General features: G+C 61.3%; 17 protein-coding genes and 1 pseudogene. 7 read left to right on the forward strand and 11 right to left on the reverse strand.

Annotated elements, in window-relative coordinates:
* Nucleotides 1-14 precede the first annotated feature (14 nt).
* Nucleotides 15-1,868: an NAD nucleotidase gene (nadN, locus tag CLH61_RS10150; RefSeq protein WP_099614588.1), complete on the reverse strand. Its 1,854-nt coding sequence runs from the start codon at nucleotides 1,866-1,868 to the stop codon at nucleotides 15-17.
* A 198-nt stretch (nucleotides 1,869-2,066) separates the two neighbouring features.
* Nucleotides 2,067-4,085: an ExeM/NucH family extracellular endonuclease gene (locus CLH61_RS10155; RefSeq protein WP_228152600.1), complete on the reverse strand. Its 2,019-nt coding sequence runs from the start codon at nucleotides 4,083-4,085 to the stop codon at nucleotides 2,067-2,069.
* Nucleotides 4,086-4,285: 200 nt separating this feature from the next.
* Here CLH61_RS10155 and CLH61_RS10160 point away from each other — a divergent pair, with 200 nt between their 5' ends.
* Nucleotides 4,286-4,702, forward strand: a complete 417-nt coding sequence (locus tag CLH61_RS10160; RefSeq protein WP_099614589.1) for a PaaI family thioesterase — start codon at nucleotides 4,286-4,288, stop codon at nucleotides 4,700-4,702.
* A 72-nt stretch (nucleotides 4,703-4,774) separates the two neighbouring features.
* Here CLH61_RS10160 and CLH61_RS10165 read toward each other — a convergent pair whose 3' ends face one another.
* The 5 genes from CLH61_RS10165 to paaX all read right to left on the reverse strand — a co-directional run bounded on the left by CLH61_RS10165 (nucleotide 4,775) and on the right by paaX (nucleotide 9,509).
* A complete protein-coding gene (locus tag CLH61_RS10165) occupies nucleotides 4,775-5,215 on the reverse strand; it encodes a universal stress protein (protein WP_099614590.1) in 441 nt (146 codons plus the stop codon).
* A 42-nt stretch (nucleotides 5,216-5,257) separates the two neighbouring features.
* Nucleotides 5,258-6,544 (reverse strand): TRAP transporter large permease, encoded by a 1,287-nt coding sequence (locus CLH61_RS10170; RefSeq protein ID WP_099614591.1) that lies wholly within the window; start codon nucleotides 6,542-6,544, stop codon nucleotides 5,258-5,260.
* A gap of 44 nt (nucleotides 6,545-6,588) precedes the next feature.
* Nucleotides 6,589-7,182: a TRAP transporter small permease gene (locus tag CLH61_RS10175; RefSeq protein WP_099614592.1), complete on the reverse strand. Its 594-nt coding sequence runs from the start codon at nucleotides 7,180-7,182 to the stop codon at nucleotides 6,589-6,591.
* A 109-nt stretch (nucleotides 7,183-7,291) separates the two neighbouring features.
* A complete protein-coding gene (locus tag CLH61_RS10180) occupies nucleotides 7,292-8,320 on the reverse strand; it encodes a TRAP transporter substrate-binding protein (RefSeq protein WP_099614593.1) in 1,029 nt (342 codons plus the stop codon).
* A 211-nt stretch (nucleotides 8,321-8,531) separates the two neighbouring features.
* The gene (gene paaX / locus CLH61_RS10185; protein WP_099614594.1) at nucleotides 8,532-9,509 is read right to left on the reverse strand and encodes a phenylacetic acid degradation operon negative regulatory protein PaaX; all 978 of its coding nucleotides are present in this window, start codon (nucleotides 9,507-9,509) and stop codon (nucleotides 8,532-8,534) included.
* A gap of 402 nt (nucleotides 9,510-9,911) precedes the next feature.
* On the opposite strand from paaX, the gene CLH61_RS10190 reads away from it, so the two are divergent.
* The 6 genes and pseudogenes from CLH61_RS10190 (at nucleotide 9,912) to CLH61_RS18570 (ending at nucleotide 15,171) form a co-directional block, all read left to right on the forward strand.
* Nucleotides 9,912-11,066: an ABC transporter substrate-binding protein gene (locus CLH61_RS10190; RefSeq protein ID WP_099614595.1), complete on the forward strand. Its 1,155-nt coding sequence runs from the start codon at nucleotides 9,912-9,914 to the stop codon at nucleotides 11,064-11,066.
* An 85-nt stretch (nucleotides 11,067-11,151) separates the two neighbouring features.
* Complete coding sequence (locus CLH61_RS10195) at nucleotides 11,152-12,027, forward strand: branched-chain amino acid ABC transporter permease (protein WP_099614596.1); 876 nt, start codon at nucleotides 11,152-11,154, stop codon at nucleotides 12,025-12,027.
* Nucleotides 12,027-13,034 (forward strand): branched-chain amino acid ABC transporter permease, encoded by a 1,008-nt coding sequence (locus CLH61_RS10200; protein WP_099614597.1) that lies wholly within the window; start codon nucleotides 12,027-12,029, stop codon nucleotides 13,032-13,034. Before CLH61_RS10195 ends, CLH61_RS10200 begins: the two co-directional genes overlap by 1 nt.
* Nucleotides 13,031-13,789, forward strand: a complete 759-nt coding sequence (locus tag CLH61_RS10205) for an ABC transporter ATP-binding protein (protein WP_099614598.1) — start codon at nucleotides 13,031-13,033, stop codon at nucleotides 13,787-13,789. Before CLH61_RS10200 ends, CLH61_RS10205 begins: the two co-directional genes overlap by 4 nt.
* A gap of 38 nt (nucleotides 13,790-13,827) precedes the next feature.
* Nucleotides 13,828-14,256: pseudogene (locus CLH61_RS18565) on the forward strand (hemerythrin domain-containing protein); the annotation flags it as partial.
* A gap of 210 nt (nucleotides 14,257-14,466) precedes the next feature.
* Nucleotides 14,467-15,171 carry an ABC transporter ATP-binding protein gene (locus CLH61_RS18570; RefSeq protein ID WP_228152607.1) on the forward strand — a complete coding sequence of 235 codons (705 nt, stop codon included), beginning with the start codon at nucleotides 14,467-14,469 and terminating at the stop codon, nucleotides 15,169-15,171.
* Between the two features lie 180 nt (nucleotides 15,172-15,351).
* On the opposite strand, the gene paaZ is transcribed toward CLH61_RS18570, so the two are convergent.
* Genes paaZ through paaC form a run of 4 tightly spaced genes read right to left on the reverse strand, consistent with a single transcriptional unit; the run spans nucleotide 15,352 to nucleotide 19,852 of the window.
* Nucleotides 15,352-17,397 (reverse strand): phenylacetic acid degradation bifunctional protein PaaZ, encoded by a 2,046-nt coding sequence (paaZ, locus tag CLH61_RS10215; RefSeq protein WP_099614600.1) that lies wholly within the window; start codon nucleotides 17,395-17,397, stop codon nucleotides 15,352-15,354.
* 44 nt (nucleotides 17,398-17,441) lie between these two features.
* Complete coding sequence (gene paaE / locus CLH61_RS10220) at nucleotides 17,442-18,521, reverse strand: 1,2-phenylacetyl-CoA epoxidase subunit PaaE (RefSeq protein ID WP_099614601.1); 1,080 nt, start codon at nucleotides 18,519-18,521, stop codon at nucleotides 17,442-17,444.
* 13 nt (nucleotides 18,522-18,534) lie between these two features.
* On the reverse strand, nucleotides 18,535-19,104 hold the full coding sequence (gene paaD / locus CLH61_RS10225; RefSeq protein WP_099614602.1) for a 1,2-phenylacetyl-CoA epoxidase subunit PaaD: 570 nt from the start codon (nucleotides 19,102-19,104) through the stop codon (nucleotides 18,535-18,537).
* A complete protein-coding gene (gene paaC, locus CLH61_RS10230) occupies nucleotides 19,088-19,852 on the reverse strand; it encodes a 1,2-phenylacetyl-CoA epoxidase subunit PaaC (RefSeq protein WP_099614603.1) in 765 nt (254 codons plus the stop codon). Before paaC ends, paaD begins: the two co-directional genes overlap by 17 nt.

Below are 19,852 nucleotides of genomic sequence, written 5' to 3' on the forward strand. Positions count from 1 at the left end.
AGTGGTGGGGCTGCTTACAGCACCGGAGTGATGACCGGCGTGTAGGACTGGGTGGAGAAATCCTCCAGCGCCGGCTTGCTCAGTGACCCCACTTCCATCACGTAGTCCACAAAGGACTGGGCGTAATCGAGGAAGGTATCCACGGCGCGGCCGTCGTCGCTGACGGCACCGAAGGTGACATAGCCATCACGACCGCCGGCGGTAAAGCTGTTGCTCACCACGTTGAGGACGTCGCTGTCGCTCAGCGCCCGCCATTCGGTGCTGTTCCGTTCCTTCACTTCGATGCCGAAGAGCCGTTCACCGGCGGGCAGGTTCATGTCCACGGTCCAGCGCAGGCCGGCGGCATAGGGGTAGGCGCCACTGGAGTCGCTGTGGGCGTAATCCACGGCTTCGTTGAGCACCTGGCGGATTTCGGCGCCGCTCATGGTGAGGTTGGTCAGGGTGTTGGCAAACGGCAGCAGGGTGTAGGCATCGCCAATGGTGATGTCGCCGGCGAACAGGTCGATACGGACACCGCCGGCATTCTGGATGGCCACATCGGCATCCTTGCTCTGGAACAGGAAGGCCTGGGCCACCAGGTTGGGGATATCGCCGCCACGCAGCGGGTCCTCACCCAGGCAGCTGGCATCGCCATAGGCGCGTCCCGGAATCCGCGCCAGACAGAGATCTTCCGTGGCAGTACCCACCACCACATTGCGGAATTCATCCAGCTGGGTGGTGTAGTTGGCCAGGGTGTTGGCGGCAACCGGGTCATTGGCGGTCAGGCTGAGCTGCGGATCGGCGGCGATGGCAGCTAGGATGGCGTCGCGCTCGGTACCTGCGGGGGTGTATTCGGTTTCGCTGGCGTCTTCGCGGATGATGGTGTCACCCAGCAGCAGGTGCGGAACACCGCCACAGGACTCCACGGTACCCTCGGCGTTGAACGCGACGTTCAGCTCACCCACCACGCGGGCATACTGCCAGGCATGGGCGATACAGGTCCGGTCGCCGTCGGCATTGGTGACCACGGTGGGGTAGGCGCCGGAGGAGCTCAGGCCATAGCTGTCAAAATCACCCAGCAGGGTGTGGGAGTCGCCGCCGATGATCACGTCCACGCCGGACAGTTTGCCGGCCAGCTCAACGTCGTTGCTGTACTGGAAGTGGGTCAGCAGCACGATCTTGTTGATGCCCTGGGACTCCAGTTCATCGATCATGGCCTGGGCGGTGGCGGTTTCATCAAGGAACCGCGTGGTGGTCAGCGGGCTGGAGCTGTTCCGGGTCTTGTTGGCGATATCGATGCCGATGATGCCCACCTGCTCGCCGTCCAGTTCCCGGATGGTGTAGGGCTTGATGTAGTCATCCTCCGCCACCGGAGCCAGCGGCGTGCCGACTTGCGGCTTGACGTTGGCGGCCAGCACCGGGGTGGCGCAGCTGCCGCCGGCGAGCATGTCGAGGAAGCTCTTCAGGCCGGCGTCGCCGCGGTCAAATTCGTGGTTGCCGAGAGCAAAGGCATCGAAACACACCTGGTTCATCAGGTCGGCGTCGGCCTGACCCTCGAACGAGGTGAAGTACAGGGTGCCGGTGATAGCGTCGCCGGCATGCAGTTTCAGCACGTTATCCAGGGCTGCTTCCCGCTCGGCCATCTTGGCGACAACCCGGGGAAATCCGCCCGCTTCGAATTCGGTCTCCTGGTCCGCAATCATCAGGCTCTGGGAGGCCGCGTCCAGTTGCGAATGATGGTCGTTGATGTGAAGGATGTTGACGGTCAGTGGCTTGCCGGTAATGTCATCGATATTGTCATCACTTGCGGTGACCGTGTTGCTGTCGCTGTCGTTACATCCGGCCAGTGCCAGTAGCGGCACCAGAACCCACGCGGACTTGCGGATCATGTCTTGCTCCTTGAATGATGTGTAGAGGTACTGGACAGTACCCCGGGAGCATCGCGCAGCAAGGTGACAACCCGGTGATGCTTTGATGGCGGTTTGAGGACGGTTCCGCGGGCCCGGCCGGTGTCTCGGCCGGGCCCGCGGAACCATTTGCCGGGGTTTACGTACAGAGGGTAACGTACCAGGGTTAACGCACCCGGGTTAAAGCAGCGCCTTGCGTTTGCGCAGAGTCAGCCCCGCCAGGGCCAGCGCGGCCATCAGCAGCAACGTCGGGTCAAACGGCGCCCCCGGGTTGTAGGCACAGCCACTGGAGCTGCCTGGTGCGACGGTGGTGCTGTCGTCACTGCTGGCGGCCTCGTCGGTGACGACCGGATCGCTGGTGCCGGCCGGCTCATCGGCGGTGGCCATGGTCAGGGCGACGATCACCGGGTCATGATCCGAGGCCCGGTAAGGGTCCGCTCCGTACAAGCCAGTGACCTGTTCGGCAGACTTGAACTCGGTGTTGTAGTCCAGGCCACGGGGTTCGTCGGCATTGATGTGCCACACGCCGGCATCCGCCACTTTCGCCAGCAGGCTGGCATTGGCGTGGCCGTGGTCGAGGTAGCCGGCCTGGCCATAGAACACGTAGGAATAGGCCTGCTCGCCGACAAAGGTGGTCAGCAGATCGGAATAGCCGGCGGCCGCGAGTGCCTGGACCGGATCTTCCTTGGCGTAGGCATTGAGGTCCCCGATGATCAGGATGTCCGGCTCGCCGGTACCGGTGGCATCGGCGGCCAGCCAGCTGGCCAGTTCCTCTGCCGCACGGGTACGGGTCGGGTTCCAGCAGCCCTGGCCGTCACCCAGGTCGGCCTCGGCACCTTCGGCGGAACCGCAGCCCTTGGATTTGAAGTGATTGACCACCACGGTCAGCCCATCCTCCGAGCCGGTGCGGCGGAAGGTCTGCGCCAGGGGCTGGCGGTTCAGGTCGCTGAAGGCGCTGCTGGCGAGGGTGGCGGCTTCGCCCACGGTTTCAACCCGGTCGTTGCGGTAGATGAAACCAACCGCAATCTCGTCCCCGCCCAGCGTTGCCAGCCCGGGATCGACCCACGACCAGCTGGCGCCCAGCGCGGACGCCAGTTCTGCAATGGCGCTGCTGGCGCCGTAGCCGTCATTCTCGATCTCCATCAACCCGACGATGTCTGCGTCCAGGCCGTTGATGGCGCTGACCAGCTTGGCGGTCTGCCGGCTAAGTTCTTCAGCGGTATCTGCGCCGCGGGCGGTGGGAAAGCCGCCGCCGAGGCCATCACCGTTGAAGTAGTTCAGCACGTTGAAGGAAGCAACCACCAGGTTGCCGCGATCGGCAAGCGCCGGCTGCGAGTCACGGGGGTTGCTCTGGCTGAAGGAGGGCGCTGAGGTGGGTTGCAGGCGCCATTCCGAGTAGCTGTAATTCAGGATACCGGTAAGGTCATGAACCTGATCTCCGGCCCGAACCGTGTTGCTGGCGCTCAGCCCAGGCGTCGGGTAGGGCACGGCTGCGGGATTTTGCTGGTTACTGCCATCGTCAAGGATCAGCCGGTCCAGGGCATAGAGTTCGGCCACCAGGCCGGCATCCACGCCGGGCGCAGCGATGTGGGTGGGAATGAAGTGCCGGCCACTGGCCAGGGTCAGGCTGCCATAGCGGGTCAGGTCATAGTTGTCGTTGACGGTCAGCGGTTCGCTGAAGCTTACCCGCATCGACTCATAGGCTTCCGGCGCCTCCGCGCTGGCCCAGGGCAGGCTGACCAGGGCCGGCGGTGGCAGCTCGCCGGTACCGCAGGAAACCGGATCGGAAATTGAGGTCAGCTCGGTCAGGTCGAAGTACTCGGTGACCTTGCCGGCCACCCGTACGGTATCGCCGGGGGTAACGCTTTGGTTGCCGTAAATGAACAGCCCTTCGGAGCTGGCCGGATCGCCATCGCGATCAGCGCTCTCCTCCTCGACAAAGAACCCGCCAAGGCGGTTGGCGCCGTTGAACACTCCGGTAACCACGGCTTCGATCACCACGTCGCTGCCATTAAGCGGGCTGGCGGCGGTGTTGCCCTGGATAGCGGAGATCCGGGTGGCTTCCGCGCCACAGGTCATGTCCGGCAGGGCTGTGAAACTCGATCCTTCAACGTACTCGCTGATAAGCAGGCTGGCCTGGGCCGTGCCGGTCAGCGTGCCGGCTACTGCGGCAGCCAGCAAAGTCTGTTTCAACGTCATGATTGCTTCCTGAATCATAAGGGATGGGTTGGGCAAGGAATTGCCCCGCCAAGCATGCGCGGGAACTGTGACGCTGGCATGAGGATTTTATGACGCCGATAGTCGGATAACGTCGCTCACGGAGCGGTGCTAGGATGGGACCATCCATGACTATCCAGACAACCACCCGACCACAACAGAAATAACAGAGGGCTTCGACCATGAGTGCATCCTTGCATGAGCTGCAGGCGTTTCTGACCGAACACTTTCCTCAGGGCAGCCGGTACGGCACGCTGGAACAGTCCGGCGATGGCTGGGCGGAAATGCGGCTGACCGTCGGCGACGAACACCTGCGGCCAGGGGGGACGGTATCCGGGCCGGCGCTGATGGCACTGGCGGACGTGGCGATCTATGCGGCGCTGCTCAGCAGGATTGGCCTGGTACCGCTGGCGGTTACCACCAACCTCAATATCAACTTCCTGCGCAAGCCGGTACCGGACCGGGACGTGATTGCCCGCGCCAAAATGTTGAAGGTGGGGCGCAGGCTGGGAGTGGGGGAGGTGTTCCTGTGCTCCGAGGGCGAAGACGATGCGGTGGCCCACGCCGTGATTACCTATTCGATACCTCCGCAACGGTAACCCGGCCGGGCCGTTCGACGGGTGGCCCGGGGCCGCCAGGCCCTGGACCACCAAGCTCTAGACCACCAAGCCCTAGACCACCAGGGTCGGGCACTTGGCCATGCTGGCCACCCGGTGGGACACACTGCCCAGCAGCATGCCGTCTTTGTCACTGTGGGTACCCCGGGTGCCCACCACAATGAGGTCGGCGCCTTTTTCCTCGGCAAATTTCACGATGACTTTTGACGGCCGCCCGCTTTTCACAAAGCCCCGCACCTTGGTGGCACCGTGTTCCCTGGCAACCTCCTTGGCATGGTTGACCACCTCCCTGGCATAGTCCGACAGCGCTTTGTCAGGGATCTGAATGTCCGAGGGGCGGCCGATCGACAAGGAGGCCTCAAACAGGCTGTGGTGCTTGTAGACGCAGATGATATGGATCTCGGCGTCGGTCAGCTTCTGCAGTTCGATGGCCTTGTCCAGGGCTTTGAGTGAGGCCTTGGAGCCGTCGACGGCCACCAGGATTTTCTTGAACATTGCAGCACTCCCTATCGTGAGCAGTTAGCAGGCGGCTACAGCCTAGTCCGCAAAGGCGAGGTCCCGCAGGAACAGGGCGATTTGCGGAAAGGCAATGATCAGCGCTGCCGCCAGGATCAGCATGAAGACAAACGGCGGAGTGCCGCGAATCACTTCCCAGTAAGGCCGCTTGAAAATGGCGATGGCCGTGAAAATGTCGCAGCCGAACGGTGGCGTGGCGGAGCCGATGGCCACCTGCAGGGTTATCAGCACGCCCACCAGCACCGGATCGAGCCCGGTGGCCTGGATCGCCGGCGCAAAAATGGGGGTGAGCACCAGGATCACCACAATCGGATCGACGAACATGCAGGCAATGAAGAAGGCGACACAGATGGCCACCAGTACGCCAACCGGGCCGGCCTCGTTGACACCGACGGACTCGAGAATGGCCTGGGGAATCTGGGCAAAGGAGATGATCCAGGAGAAGCCGTTACCCACCGCCACCAGGATGAAGACCACAGCGGTAATCAGGCCGGTGGACTTGGCAATCTTGTAGATATCGCCCAGCTTCAGCGAGCGGAAGACGATGAACTCCAGCAGGAAGGCGTAAAGCACGCACACCGCCGCGGCTTCGGTCGGGCTGAAGATGCCGCCGTAGATCCCGCCCACAATGATGACCGGGAAAAACAACGGCCACAGGGCATCCCTTACCGAGCGGCCACGCTCACTCCAGCTGGCCTTGGGCTCGGTGGGAACCTTGTTCTTGAAGGCGTAGAACAGGCAGTACATGGAGAACATCACCAGGATCAGCAGGCCGGGGCCGATGCCGGCGATAAACAGCTCGGCGATGGAGGTCTCGGAGATGACGCCGTAGATAATCATGCCGATGCTGGGGGGGATCAGGAAGGCAATGTCGCTGGCGTTGATGATCAGTGCCAGGGTAAACGAGTCGGAATAACCCGCTTTGAGCATCTTCGGGCGCAGCGGGGAGCCCACCGCGACCACCGTGGCCTGGGTGGAACCGGAGACCGCACCGAACAGGGTGCAGGAGGTGGCGGTGCTGATGGCGAGGCCGCCTTTGATATGGCCGATAAACGCCATCACCATGTTGATCAGGCGGTCGGCGGACTGACCGCGGGTCATGATGTCCGCGGCCAGGATGAACATGGGTACCGCAATCAACGACGCCGGCCGGATGCCACCCATCATCTGTTGCACGAAGGTGCCCATCTGGCCGAAGCCGTCGAACATCATTACGAAGCCGACCACCGCGGCGGTGATCAGCGGAATCATCATCGGAAAGCCGAGCAGCAGCAGCCCGATCATGATCAGCATCAAGGTCATTGCCATGTTGTTTCTTCCTTATCCCTTATCCGGCCATGGCCGGTTGCTGTTCAGACTTCCGATTCGGTGTCCGCGTAACCGTCAACCACACCGGTGGACAGGTACACGTCGCGGCTGGTGAAGTTCTTGATGGCGGTGAGCAAGTACTGGATGCCGGTAATGGCAAAGCCGACGGGCACCCAGACGTAAATTGTCCAGATCGGGAACCCCAGGGCAGGCAGTATCCTGCCGCGGCTCTGCAAAGTGTCCACATAACCGTAGGAGTGGTAGCAGAGGAAAAACATCACCAGCGAGGTGAACAGGGCAATGACAATCATCAGTGCCTTGCGCCCGCCAACCGGGAGCAGGTCGTAGATGGCAGACATGCGGATGTGGCGACCATGGCGCGCGGCGTAACCGATGCCGGCAAAGGTAATCAGAATGATCAGAATCCGGTTGATCTCGCCCGAAAAAAACAGGCCCTCGCCGAAGACAAAGCGGGCGATGACATTAACGCAGGTGTTGACCGCCATCAGGATGACGCCAAGGGCGAGCATCACCGCCTCGATCCTGGCTATCCACTCGTCAATCGTGCCAAGGAAGCCGGGCAGGCCAGATTCGTAGGATCCGGTATCGTCTTCGATCTCCGGGGAATTCTCGGACATGGATTCTGCTCCAGAACATGTCGCTCCCGGCCGGTTACAAGCCCCGGCGGGGCGGGGTTAACCGTGGGACCAACCGGCCTGCGCCGGTCGGTCCTGGTACGGTGTGTTTTCAGTTATTCTGAACGGCTTCGAGGTCGGTCTTGAACTGGTTCAGCAGTTCCTCGCCGCGCTTGCCGGTCATCTCAATGAACTTCTTCTCCACCTGTGGCGCGCGGGCGCGGAAGGTCTCGATCTGTTCTTCGTTCAGCCGGGTCACGGTGACCTTGTCGCTGGCTTTCTGGATCTTGGCGAGGGCTTCGTCGGCCAGGCCATCGATGTGCTCGAGGATTTCCGTGTAGGCGAAGTCCGCCGCGTCCTGCACCAGCTTCTTGTCGCCGTCAGACAGGCCGTCGTAGAAGTTCTGGTTGGCCATCATGGCGGTGGTGAACCAGCCGTGGCCGGTGAAAATCAGGTTCGGGGACACCTCGTAGAGGCCGCCGGACTCGATCCAGAAAATGGGGTTTTCCTGACCCTGGATCATGTTGGTCTGCAGCGCTCCGTAAACCTCGCCCCAGGGCAGCGGTGTCGGGGTTGCACCGAAGGCGTCGTAGGTTTCTGACAGCAACGGGTTGGTCATGACCCGGATCTTCTTGTTACTGAACTCTTCCGGAGAGGTGGCCGGCTCATCCAGGGTGACGACCATCTCGCCCTCGGGATACATTTTCAGCAGCTCCAGACCGTGCTCGGCGTACATCTTCGGGAACATCTCGTTGATGGCCTTGCTCTCGTTGAAGAACTCGACCACGGTGTCCATGTCGGTGGGCAGCAGGTAGGGGATAAAGAAAATCTGCGCTTCCGGAATCAGGGCGCCGGTGAAACCCGGGGACTGGTTAACAAAGTTGAGAATGCCCGCCTGGGTCTGCTCCATGATGTCGTCGGACTCACCCAGCTCGCCGAAGCGATAAACCTGTAGGGTGTGATCGGAATTTTCCTCGATGTATTCCTTGAACTTGTAGGCGAAAACGTCCTGCACGTCACCTTCGTATTCTTCATGGGCATAACGCCAGTTCGCGGCGTTTACGGCGTTGGCTGCAGTCATGGCCGCGAAAGCGACTGCCGAAATACCGGCGAGTTTCTTCAGTTTGCTTATGCTGTTCATGTGCTTGTCTCCGCTCGTTTTTTCGTTATGAAAATACTTCCATCTCTAAAGGTTGGCAAAACTATGAACATTTCGCAAGGAAACGGCGGAATTGAGGGTGGTCAAAAAGTGACCAATCGAGGGCGTTCAGGAGGTGTCGGGACGTGCGGTTGTCGGGTAAAACAGGGCCGCGGGGTGCGTCGGGCACCCCGGGCAGGAAAAGGCTTTACGGTCAGGGCAGTGCGGGTTCCGGGTGCCGGTCGGGAGCTGTGTCCTGGCCCGGGCCGCCTTTGAGGCCGCCGAACCGCTTGTAGAATTTCTCATTGGGGCCAGGCAGGGGGCCGGACGCATTTTCCAGGTTGGCATCCAGCCAGTGCTCGGCGCGCTGGTAAATCTGGCGGTAGAGATTGCGGCACAGCTGCTTGGCGCTGCGGCCTTCCCAGTCACCGGGTAACAGTTCATCGGGCAGCAACGGGTCCCGCAGCAGGATTTTGCGGTATTCGTGGATCAGCAGGATGCGCAGGGTCAGGCACTCTTCCGGGGTCAGGGTGTCCTCGTTCTGCAGTTCCCGCCAGATTGGCCGGAACTGGCTCAGGAAGCGGCGATAGCGTCCGCCCAGTTCGTCCAGGTTCCAGCTTTCCCGTACCTGCAGACGCAGCGCCTTGGGGCTCTTCTGGGTCATGGGGACGGTCTGCATCACGATGGTGTCTTCCAGCGCGCCCCACTCCTGCAGCAAGGGCAACAGTTCGTTGCGGGTGAAACGGGGGTGTTCCATCACGCCCGGTGCCATGCTGCCGAAACTCAGCCACTTCAGTTCCTCACGAACCTTCTGCTTGAGTTCCGGTGACAGCTGGTTGAGGAATACCAGGCACCAGCTGCCGCTCCACTCGGTGGTGGACAGGCTGTAGACGTGCTGGAAAGCCTGCTCGAAGCGGCGTAATCCCGGGCCGGTCAGGCTGTAGTAGCTGCAGCGCCCCACCTTTTCCGTTTGCAGCCAGGACTCCTGGACCAGCCGGTACACCGAGGTGCGTACCAGCCGCTGGCTGATGCCCATGGGCTCGACCAGTTTCATCAGGCTGCCCAGCCATACGTTGCCGCCGCGGGGCACGATGGCATCGCCGTAGATGGTGATGATGAGAGACCCGGCGCGCAACGGCCGTTTCTTCTGGAAATTGGTGACGAGCAGCTCAAGCTGGCTTTTTGCGGACATACGTCAGGTGCCGATTGTGAAAAATCAAGGGAACGAATTGAACCGTATTATGCGGTTCCTGTGTGTCACGTAAAGCATTGTGTGTCATATCGCTCAACTGGCGCGTTGGACTAAGGTCGGCTTTACTCTAGAGACCTGTCAGGAAGTCATCTAAACCGGTTGACAGGCTCGTTATGATACAATAACGTCCTTTGATATTCGTCAACGGTATCGAATTATATTGTAGGCGAACGATTAGGATGTGGATATTCACGGATGGCATCACCAAAAACAAAGCCGACAACGGGCGGAAGCACGATTCACATGACACAGAAGTCAGGAGCAGGCTTTCGATCGCTGTTTTACTTCTGAGAAATGGTTGAGGGTATCTCAGGCCCCACACAATTCGGGAGAATAAAAACAATGCTTAAGACAATGTTGCGTCGCGCGGGAAAGTTTGCAGCAATCGCTGCCGCCGGTCTGGTTATGAGCGCCCAGGCTGCCGAACCGATCAAGATCGGGTCTTTCCTGTCAGTTACCGGGCCGGCCTCCTTTCTGGGAGATCCGGAACTGAAAACCCTCGAAATGTATGTCGAGAAAATCAACGAAAGTGGTGGTGTGCTGGGGCGACCCCTGGAACTGATCCACTATGACGATGTGGGCAATGCCTCGTCTGCCCGTAACTTTGCCAGCCGTCTGATCCGCTCTGACCGGGTCGATATCATTGTCGGTGGCAGCACCACCGGTGCCACCATGGCCGCTGTGCCTCTGGTGGAACAGGCAAAGATTCCCTTCATCTCCCTCGCTGGCGCGGTGGTGATTACCACTCCGGTCAAAGAGTGGGTGTTCAAGACTCCGCAATCCGATCGTATGGCCGCAGAGCGCATCCTGTCTGACATGAAGGAGCGCGGTATCACCAAGATCGGGCTGATCTCCGGTACCGACGGCTTTGGTGCTTCCGGCCGTACCCAGACCCTCGAAGTGGCCAAGGAGCTGGGTGTCGAGATTCTCGCGGATGTGACCTACAGCGGTTCCGATACCGACATGACTGCCCAGCTGACCAACATCCGTAACACCCAGGGTGTCGAGGGTGTGCTGAACTTTGGTTTCGGCCAGGGCCCGGCCATTGTGACCCGTAACTATGCCCAGCTGGGTATCAAGCTGCCATTCTACCAGTCCCATGGCGTGGCTTCCGACGGCTTCCTTGACCTTGCCGGGGCTTCTGCTGAAGGCTTGCGCCTGCCGGCGTCGCCGCTGCTGGTGCCGGACTCCCTGCCGGAAGACGATCCCCAGAAGGAAGTGGTGCAGAGCTACAAGGCCGAGTATGAGGCGCGCTGGAACGCCAAGGTGTCCACTTTCGGTGCCTATGCCTACGACGGCCTGATGCTGGCGGTGAAGGCCATTGAAGCGGCCGGCAGTACCGAGCCTGAAGCTGTTCGCAAGGCGCTGGAAAATATCCAGGGCCACGTGGGTGTTACCGGCGAGTTCAACATGTCTCCGGAAGACCACAACGGCCTCAAGGCAGATTCCTTCCGCATTCTGGAAGTCCAGAATGGCGCATGGAAACTGATTAACTGATCCCTTCAAACAGCAGTCCCACGGCTGACGGTTGAGCCCCGCGTAGGGGCTGGCCGTCGGCCGGTGTCCGACCGGAACCACGGCTATGTTCTCAGAATTCTTACAGTATCTTTTTACCGGGATCACTATCGGCGCCACCTACGCGCTGATAGCCCTGGGGTTCACCCTCATCTATAACGCCAGTCACGTCATCAACTTCGCCCAGGGCGAATTCCTGATGATCGGTGGCATGGCGACGGTTTCACTGATGGCAATGGGAGTGCCGATGCTGCTTGCGATCATCCTTGCTGTGGTCCTGGCCGGCGTCCTCGGTATCCTGTTGCAGCGATTCGCCATTGCCCCTGCCAAGCAGGCCGACGTGGTTACCCTGATCATCATTACCATTGGTGCCTCGATCTTTATCCGCGGCCTGGCGCAGCTGGTCTGGGGTAAGGAATACCACGTCATGCCGAATTTCAGCAGCGACGAACCGATTCGCATCTTCGGCGCGGTACTCAACAGCCAGAGCCTGTGGGTGCTGGGTATCGGGGCCATCCTGGTGGTTGGCCTGGTGCTGTTCTTTACCAGGACGCTGATCGGCAAGGCGATCCTGGCCACCTCGATGAACAAGGAGGCGGCACGCCTGGTAGGTATCCGCACCCAGCTGGTGCTGATGCTGGCGTTCATGGTGTCGGCACTGCTGGGTTCGGTGGCCGGCGTTGTGGTGGCACCGATTACCTTCACCTCCTATGACATCGGCATCATGCTGGGCCTGAAAGGCTTTGTTGCCGCCGCCATTGGTGGTCTCGGCAGCGGTGTCGGCGCGGTAGTTGGCGGGTTGTTGCTGGGCGTGGTCGAGGCCATGGCCGCCGGCTACATCTCGTCGGATTACAAAGACGCTGTCGCATTTTCGATGATTCTGGTGGTGCTGTTCTTCATGCCCCGTGGATTGTTTGGCGCCAAGGTCGTGGAGAGGGTCTGATGGTTAACCGTTTTATGCAGTCCCGCCTGCGGGACCTGGTCTTTCTCGCGATTATCCTGTTCGCCCTGCCGGCGTTCCTGAGTAATCCATTCCACTATGACCTGGCCACACAGATGGCCATCATCGCCGCCACGGTGGTCGGCCTGAACCTGCTGGTCGGCTTTGCCGGCCAGATCAGCCTCGGTCACGCCGGCTTCTTTGGCCTGGGGGCCTATTTCAGCGGCATCATGACCGGCAGCTATGGCTGGTCGTCGATTCCCGCCCTGCTGGTGGGCGCGGTGCTGGTGGGTATCATTGCCTGGATTGTCGGCCGTCCTATTCTGCGGCTGAAAGGTCACTACCTGTCGATGGCGACCCTGGCGGTGGGCTTCATCATTGCCATCATCATCAACAATGAAACCTGGCTGACCGGCGGCCCCGATGGTATGCCGGTGCCCTCGCTGGACATCTTCGGCTGGGAACTGAGCCCTTTCGGCAGCTATTCGCTGTTCGGCATGGAGCTCGATGGCAACCAGGCCTGGTACCTGTTTGCGGCCCTGGTGTTGCTGGTGGCGGTGTGGTTTGCCCAGAACCTGATTGATTCGCCCATTGGCCGCGCCCTGCGTTCGGTCCACGGCTCCGAAGTTGCGGCCCGGGTGGTGGGCGTGAACACTGCCAGCTACAAGAGCCTGGTGTTTGTCATCTCTGCCATCTACGCCAGCCTGATGGGCGGACTGTACGCCCACTTCCAGGGCTTCATCACGCCGGCGGTGGCGGCTTTCGATTTCTCCATTGTACTGATCACCATGGTGGTGCTGGGCGGTATGGGCTCAACTATGGGCGTTATCCTCGGCGCCGTGGTGCTCAAGCTGTTGCCCCAGGTGCTGGCGGACTTCCAGGAGCTGGAAACCGTGATGTTCGGTCTGATCCTGATGCTGACCATGATCTTCATGCCCAAAGGCCTGCTGCCAACCATCCAGATGGCGGTCAGCAAGCGGATGAAGAAAAAGGCAGGAGGTCAGGCATGAGCGCATTGATAGAAGTAAAGGGCCTCGACAAGGCCTTCGGTGGTGTCCACGCGGTGGAAGGGGTGAGCTTTGCGGTGGAAGCCGGCCAGGTCTATTCGGTGATCGGCCCCAACGGTGCCGGCAAAACCACACTGTTCAACCTGATTTCCGGTATTTACACCCCGACCAAGGGTGAAATCCGCCTCAACGGTGAGAGCACCGCCAAACTGGAGCCGAACCAGCTGGCTGAGCGCGGCATGTGCCGCACCTTCCAGCAGATGCAGATCTGCATGAACATGACGGCCATCGAGAACGTGATGCTGGGCCGCCACCTCAAGCTCAAGAGTAACCTGTTCAGTACCCTGTTCCGGTTGCCTGCGTTGCTGCGGGATGAACAGTCCTGCCGCCAGCGTGCGGCGGAGCTGATGGAGTTTGTCGGATGTGGCGAATACCTCGACACCGAAGCCTCCGCAATGTCATACGGTGCCCTCAAGCGGCTGGAAATCGCCCGTGCCCTGGCGGCGGAGCCCAAGGTAATCCTGCTGGACGAGCCAGCAGCCGGCCTTAACGGCACCGAAACCGCTGCGCTGGAAGAGCTGATCCGCAAGATCGCCGATCAGGGCACTACGGTGATGCTGGTGGAGCACGACATGAAACTGGTGATGGGGATTTCCGATCGCCTGCTGGTGCTCAACTACGGCCGCGTGCTGGCGGAAGGCATCCCTGAGGAAATCCGGAACAACCCGGATGTGATTGCTGCCTATCTGGGCGGCTGAGCGAGGAGACATTTCACATGACCGAGCAACACACTGAAATGGCGCCTGCCCAGTCCCGCAGTGAGCAGGCCGTCCGGATTATCGTGCAGGAACACCAGGCACTGTGGCGGATCCTCGATCTGCTGGACCAGTTGCTGAGCGATATGAACATCAATGAGCAGCGCCCGGATGAGCGCCTGTTCAGCAAGATCTTTGACTACATCCAGCACTTCTCGCAACGGGTGCACAGCACGCCGACGGACATCGAGCTGTACAAGCGGCTGGGTGCGAAATCCCCCGAATCGGTACCACTGCTGGAGAAACTCTCCAAAGGTTACCTGGTGGGCCACGACAAGCTGATGGAGCTGCGTGGGCTGCTGGCCAGCTGCATGGAAAACTGGCCCGAGGGCCGGGAAGAGTTCAGCCATGCCCTGGCACGGTTTACCGAAGCCCTGCGCAAGCATATCCGCAAGGAAGAGGGTGTGGTGATTCCCCGTGCCCGCAAGCTGCTGAGCGAAGAAGACTGGGCGCAGATCATCGAATCCCGCGACGTGGAAAACGACCCGCTGTTTGGCGAGCGGGTGCGGGAAGAGTTCCGCGAATTGCGCCACCAGATCGTCAGCTACACGCCGGAGCAGTTCGGGGGTCTCGGCCTCAAGCATTCCGAGCGGGTCAGCGCGCCTCACGCCAAACAGGAAATGCTGGCCATCAAGGGCCTGGCAACCTCCTACGGCCAGATCGAGGTGTTGCACGATATTGATGTGCGCATCAACAGCGGCGAGATCGTGTCGCTGGTGGGTGCCAATGGCGCCGGCAAGTCCACCCTGCTGATGAGCATTTCCGGGCTGCAGCCGATGGACCGCGGCAGCATGGTGTTCGAGGGCAAGGACCTGGCGAAGGTTTCCGCCGACCAGCGGGTGGCCCAGGGCATCGTCCAGGTGCCGGAAGGGCGCCAGGTGTTCAAGGACCTCAGTGTCCACGACAACCTGCTGCTCGGTGCCTATACCCGTGGCCGGAGCCCGGAAGTGCTGGACGACCTGGAGCGGATGTACACCAAGTTCCCGATCCTGCGGCAGAAGCGTCACAACCTGGCGGGCGAACTGTCCGGTGGACAGCAGCAGATGCTCGCCATGGGCCGCGCCCTGATGGCACGTCCGCGCCTGCTGTTGCTGGACGAGCCCAGCATGGGCCTGGCGCCGCTGATCATCGAAGAGATCTTCGACATCATCAAGGAGCTCAAGGAGGAAGGCATCACCATCTTCCTGGTGGAGCAGAACGCCTCCCAGGCCCTGGCCCTGGCCGACCGCGGCTACGTTCTGGAGACCGGCAAGGTGGTCATTGAAGGCACCGGCCGGGAGCTGCTGAGCAACGAGAAGGTTCGCGAGGCGTATCTGGGGATGTAGGCCCCGAGCGGAGGGGGACAGGCTTGAGGTCAGTCCCCCTCGCATTTCGTCTCGGTCGCTGTTCTGCCGGGATTCAGCCGATAAAAAAAGGGGGACAGGCCCGCAAGCCTGTCCCCCTTTTATTTGCCTCCGCATCAGCCCCCTGGGTCCAACAGGGGCCTTATCCGGAAACGCCCCGGGTTAGCGGGGCTTTTTGGCAACCAGCGTCAGGATGTCGTAGCTGGCAACCAGTTCATCTTTCTGATTGCGGACTTCGACGTCCCAGACCACCACGCCCTGCGGATGACCGTCAGGTGAGGTGCGGCCCTGGTCGATCTTGCGCTTGCAAGTCAGGCGGGCCTGGATGGTGTCACCGATTGGCACCGGTGTGATGAAACGCAGGGTGTCGATGCCGTAGTTTGCCAGTACCGGGCCTTCGCCCGGGGAGACAAACAGCCCCGCCGCGGCGGACAGCACAAAGTAGCCGTGGGCAATCCGCTCGCCGAACTGGGACTGGCGGGCAGCGATTTCATCGAAGTGCATGTAGAAATGGTCGCCGGACAGGCAGCCGAAGTTGACGATGTCGGCTTCGGTGACAGTGCGGCGATGAGTCAGCAGGGACTCGTTGATCTGCAGGTCTTCGAAATGACGGCGGAACGGGTGGATGCCGGTCTCGATGACCTTGGCGCCACGCACATACTCACCGGTCACTGCCGCCAGCATGGTCGGCGAACCCTGGATAGCGGTGCGCTGCAGGTAGTGATGAACCGCGCGGATACCGCCCAGTTCCTCGCCACCACCGGCGCGTCCGGGGCCACCGTGCTTGAGCATCGGCAGCGGCGAACCGTGGCCGGTGGACTCCTTGGCAGCCTGGGCGTCCAGCAGGTGCAGACGACCGTGGTAGGCCGCCAGCAGCGGTACGATCCGGGCGGCAATGGCCGGGTCGCGGGTGCTCAGGGTGGTCACCAGTGAACCCTTGCCCTTGGCGGTAATCTCGACCGCCTGCTCAATGGTGTCGTACGGCATGATGGTGGCAACCGGGCCGAAGGCCTCGATGTCGTGGGCACCACCGTCCTGCTCCGGATTACGGCACAGCAGCAGGTGCGGTTCGAGGAACGCGCCCTTGTCGCAGCCTTCACCCTGGGGCTGAAAGTTGCCTTCGCCGCCCAGCAGGCAGTCGCTGGACTTCTTCAGCTCTTCGATGGCGGCTTTTACGTCCGCGCACTGGTCGAGAGAGGCCAGCGCGCCCATGCGAACGCCTTCCACCGAAGGATCACCGGCAACCACTTTGGCCAGCCGTGCCTTCAGCTTCTCGCTCACCGCTTCGACCTGGGCCTTCGGCACCAGCACCCGGCGGATGGCGGTACACTTCTGGCCGGCCTTGACGGTCATTTCCCGGGCCACTTCCTTGATGAAGAGATCGAACTCTTCATCGTCCGGGGTTACGTCCGGCGCCAGGATGGCGCTGTTCAGGGAGTCCGCTTCGGCGTTGAAGGGAATCGAGCGGGACAGGATGTTCGGATGGCTGCGCAGCTTGAGTGCGGTATTGGCGGAGCCGGTAAAGGTCACCACATCCTGCTCGCGCAGGTGGTCCAGCAGGTCACCGGTGCCGCCGATGATCAGCTGCAGGGCACCCTCCGGCAAGGCGCCGGATTCCTGCATCAGCCGCACTGCCGCTTCCGTCACGTAGCTGGTGGAGGTGGCCGGTTTGACAATGCACGGCATGCCTGCCAGGAAGGTGGGGGCAAACTTTTCCAGCATGCCCCAGACCGGGAAGTTGAAGGCGTTGATGTGGACCGCGATACCACCGCGGGGCACCAGGATGTGGGTGCCGGCAAAGTGGTTTTCCTTGCCCAGCGGCATCACTGGGCCTTCATGGACCACGTTGCCGGAGGGTAGGTCGCGACGGCCCATGCTGGCATAGGAAAACAGCGTGCCGAAACCGCCGTCGATGTCGATGGCGCTGTCGACCTTGGTGGCACCGGTCTGGTGCGACAGGGCGTACAGTTCCTTCTTGTGTTCCTGCAGGTAAACGGCCATCGCCTTGAGGGCGAGGGCGCGTTCCTGGAAGTCCATGGCAAGCAGGTTCTTGCCACCGGTGCGGCGGCCGTAGTCCACCGCCCGGGCAAAGTCGATCTGCTCTTCGTGGGTGTGCGCCACGATGTCGCCGTTGAGTGCGCTGGGAAGCGGCTTGGCCGCGGTAGCGCCCAGCCATTCACCGGCGATAAAGCTCTTAAGCACTGACATTGGAATAGAACTCCATCAGTTGTAGGTAGGGTGGGTCCGGACGATCAGATCTGGTCGTAGTCCAGAACCACCTTGTCGGTCACCGGGTAGCACTGGCAGGACAGCACGTAACCGGCCTCGACCTCGTAGTCTTCCAGCGCAAAGTTGGCGTCCATTTCCACTTCACCTTCCACCACCTTCGCCTTGCAGGTCGAGCACACGCCGGCCTTGCAGGAGTATGGCAGGTCGGCGCCTTCGTCGTTACCGGCATCCAGAATGCTCTTGGTGTTGCGGGTCAGGTCGAAGGTCAGCGCGCGGCCGTCGGCAATCACGGTCACTTCACTGACAGCGGCCGGGTCTACCTGGTTGTCGGCGCGGTCTTTACGGGCACGGGGAGCGCCACCGGCCGGGGTGAACAGTTCGAAGTGCACCTTGTCCTTTGCCACGCCGTGGCGGTACAGGGAGTCACGAACGGTTTCGGTCATTTCCTGGGGGCCACAGAGGAAAGCGGCGCTCAGGTGATCCACGTCGACCCAGCGGTCGAACAGGGCATCACACTTGTCGCTGTCGATGCGGCCGTTGTACAGGTCAATGTCCTGCTCTTCGCGGCTGAAGATGTAGACCAGGTTGAAGCGCTCCATGTAGCGGTTCTTGAGGTCTTCCAGCTGGTCACGGAACAGCGTGCTGGTGGTGGAACGGTTGCCGTAGAACAGGGTGAATTCGCTCTTGGGCTCGGTTTCCAGGGTGGTCTTGATGATCGACAGGATCGGCGTGATGCCACTGCCGGCCGCCACCGCCAGGTAGTTGCCGGCACGGGCCGGGTCCAGTTCCACCGAGAAGTGGCCCTGCGGCGGCATGACTTCCAGCGTGGCGCCGGGCTTCAACTGCTCGTTGGCGTAGGTGGAGAACAGGCCACCGGGGATCTTCTTGACCGCAATCCGCAGTTCCTGGTCGTTCACGCTGGTGCAGATCGAGTAGGAGCGGCGCACTTCCTCTCCATCCATCTGGGTCCGCAGTACCAGGTGCTGGCCCTGTGTGTAGTGGAATTTGTCTGCGAGGTCTTGCGGCAGATCAAAGCACAGGGATACGGCGTCTCTTGTTTCCGGTCTGACCTCTTTGAGGGCCAGTGAGTAGAATTTATTCATGATCGTATCGGCTCTAGATGCATTTGAAATAATCGAAGGGTTCGAGACAGTCCTTGCAACGATAGAGCGCCTTGCAGGCTGTGGAACCGAACTCGCTGACCTGTTCGGTGTGGTCGCTGCCGCAGTGGGGGCAGGCAATCACTTCGGACTGGCCCAGCAGGCTGAGCTTGCTGGAGCTGCCCTGTGGCGGGGCGATGCCGAACACGCGGAGTTTTTCCTTCCCTTCGGGTGTGATCCAGTCGGTGGTCCACGCCGGGGTCAGTACCTGGTTGATCTGTGGATCACGAATGCCGGCGGCCCGCAGGGCTTCGGCAATCAGTTCCTCGATCAACTCGGTGGCAGGACAGCCGGAATAGGTGGGCGTCACGTCCACCGAGACGGTCTTGCCGTCCCAGCGAACGGCCCGGACAATGCCGAGCTCCACCACGCTGACTGCCGGAACCTCGGGGTCCTTGACCTCGTTCAGGAGGTTCCAGATGTCGTCCTCGGTCAGCAACTCCGGGTGGGCGTTAGCCGGCACCCGGTCGCTGGCGATGAGGCTGTCTACTGCTGACCGCGGGTCAGGCTCACCATACTTTTGCATCGGGATATGCTCGCTGCAGAAACTGCATTTCTGCCAGGATGAACCCCAGGTGTTCGGTGTGCTCACCGCGCTTACCGCCCAAGTACATCCAGGCATCATCGGGTTGCGGCGTCAGGGTGGCTTCCTGAAGGACTTCCTTCACCAGCCCGCGCCAGTCGTTGGTCAGTTGTGCGGTATCGGGGCCGATACCGGCGGCGGCGATCTGCTGGTCGACGTCGTCGGCCTGGATCAGCTCACCGGTAAAGCGCCACAGCAGGTCGATGCCGTCCTGCATCCGACGGTGGCTTTCCTCGGTGCCGTCACCCAGTCGCTTCACCCACTCGGAGGAGCGGCGCAGGTGGTAGGTCACCTCTTTCAGGGCCTTGGCGGCAATGCCGGCCACGCGCTCGTCACTGGAATTGACCAGGCCCTTGAGGGTGAAGTAGTGCCACACATCGTAGAAGAACTGCCGTGCCATGGTGACCGCGTAGTCGCCGTTAGGCTGTTCGGTGATCAGCAGGTTACGGTAGTCGTGGGCATCACGCAGGAACGCCAGCTGGTCGGCGTCGCGGCCCTTGCCTTCGAGCTCGGCCACGTATTCGTACCAGTTGCGGGCCTGGCCCACGAGATCCAGCGCGACGTTCATCAGCGCCATCTCTTCCTCGAGTGCCGGCGCCTTGCCGCACAGTTCGCACAGGCGCTGACCCAGGATCATGTCCGAGTCCGCCAGGCGCAGCAGATAGCTCTGCAGGATTTCCTTGTCAGTCAT

The sequence above is a fragment of the Marinobacter profundi genome, from assembly GCF_002744715.1.
Lineage (GTDB): Bacteria > Pseudomonadota > Gammaproteobacteria > Pseudomonadales > Oleiphilaceae > Marinobacter > Marinobacter profundi.

Excerpts from the sequence above, each read along its gene's own strand:
- paaC (WP_099614603.1), bottom strand. The coding sequence starts at position 19,852 with ATGACTGACAAGGAAATCCTGCAGAGCTATCTGCTGCGCCTGGCGGAC.
- paaE (WP_099614601.1), bottom strand. The coding sequence starts at position 18,521 with ATGAATAAATTCTACTCACTGGCCCTCAAAGAGGTCAGACCGGAAACA.
- paaD (WP_099614602.1), bottom strand. The coding sequence starts at position 19,104 with ATGCAAAAGTATGGTGAGCCTGACCCGCGGTCAGCAGTAGACAGCCTC.
- CLH61_RS10170 (WP_099614591.1), bottom strand. The coding sequence starts at position 6,544 with ATGGCAATGACCTTGATGCTGATCATGATCGGGCTGCTGCTGCTCGGC.
- CLH61_RS18570 (WP_228152607.1), top strand. The coding sequence starts at position 14,467 with ATGCTGGCCATCAAGGGCCTGGCAACCTCCTACGGCCAGATCGAGGTG.
- CLH61_RS10160 (WP_099614589.1), top strand. The coding sequence starts at position 4,286 with ATGAGTGCATCCTTGCATGAGCTGCAGGCGTTTCTGACCGAACACTTT.
- CLH61_RS10205 (WP_099614598.1), top strand. The coding sequence starts at position 13,031 with ATGAGCGCATTGATAGAAGTAAAGGGCCTCGACAAGGCCTTCGGTGGT.
- CLH61_RS10190 (WP_099614595.1), top strand. The coding sequence starts at position 9,912 with ATGCTTAAGACAATGTTGCGTCGCGCGGGAAAGTTTGCAGCAATCGCT.
- nadN (WP_099614588.1), bottom strand. The coding sequence starts at position 1,868 with ATGATCCGCAAGTCCGCGTGGGTTCTGGTGCCGCTACTGGCACTGGCC.
- CLH61_RS10195 (WP_099614596.1), top strand. The coding sequence starts at position 11,152 with ATGTTCTCAGAATTCTTACAGTATCTTTTTACCGGGATCACTATCGGC.
- CLH61_RS10200 (WP_099614597.1), top strand. The coding sequence starts at position 12,027 with ATGGTTAACCGTTTTATGCAGTCCCGCCTGCGGGACCTGGTCTTTCTC.
- CLH61_RS10155 (WP_228152600.1), bottom strand. The coding sequence starts at position 4,085 with ATGACGTTGAAACAGACTTTGCTGGCTGCCGCAGTAGCCGGCACGCTG.
- CLH61_RS10175 (WP_099614592.1), bottom strand. The coding sequence starts at position 7,182 with ATGTCCGAGAATTCCCCGGAGATCGAAGACGATACCGGATCCTACGAA.
- CLH61_RS10180 (WP_099614593.1), bottom strand. The coding sequence starts at position 8,320 with ATGAACAGCATAAGCAAACTGAAGAAACTCGCCGGTATTTCGGCAGTC.
- CLH61_RS10165 (WP_099614590.1), bottom strand. The coding sequence starts at position 5,215 with ATGTTCAAGAAAATCCTGGTGGCCGTCGACGGCTCCAAGGCCTCACTC.
- paaX (WP_099614594.1), bottom strand. The coding sequence starts at position 9,509 with ATGTCCGCAAAAAGCCAGCTTGAGCTGCTCGTCACCAATTTCCAGAAG.
- paaZ (WP_099614600.1), bottom strand. The coding sequence starts at position 17,397 with ATGTCAGTGCTTAAGAGCTTTATCGCCGGTGAATGGCTGGGCGCTACC.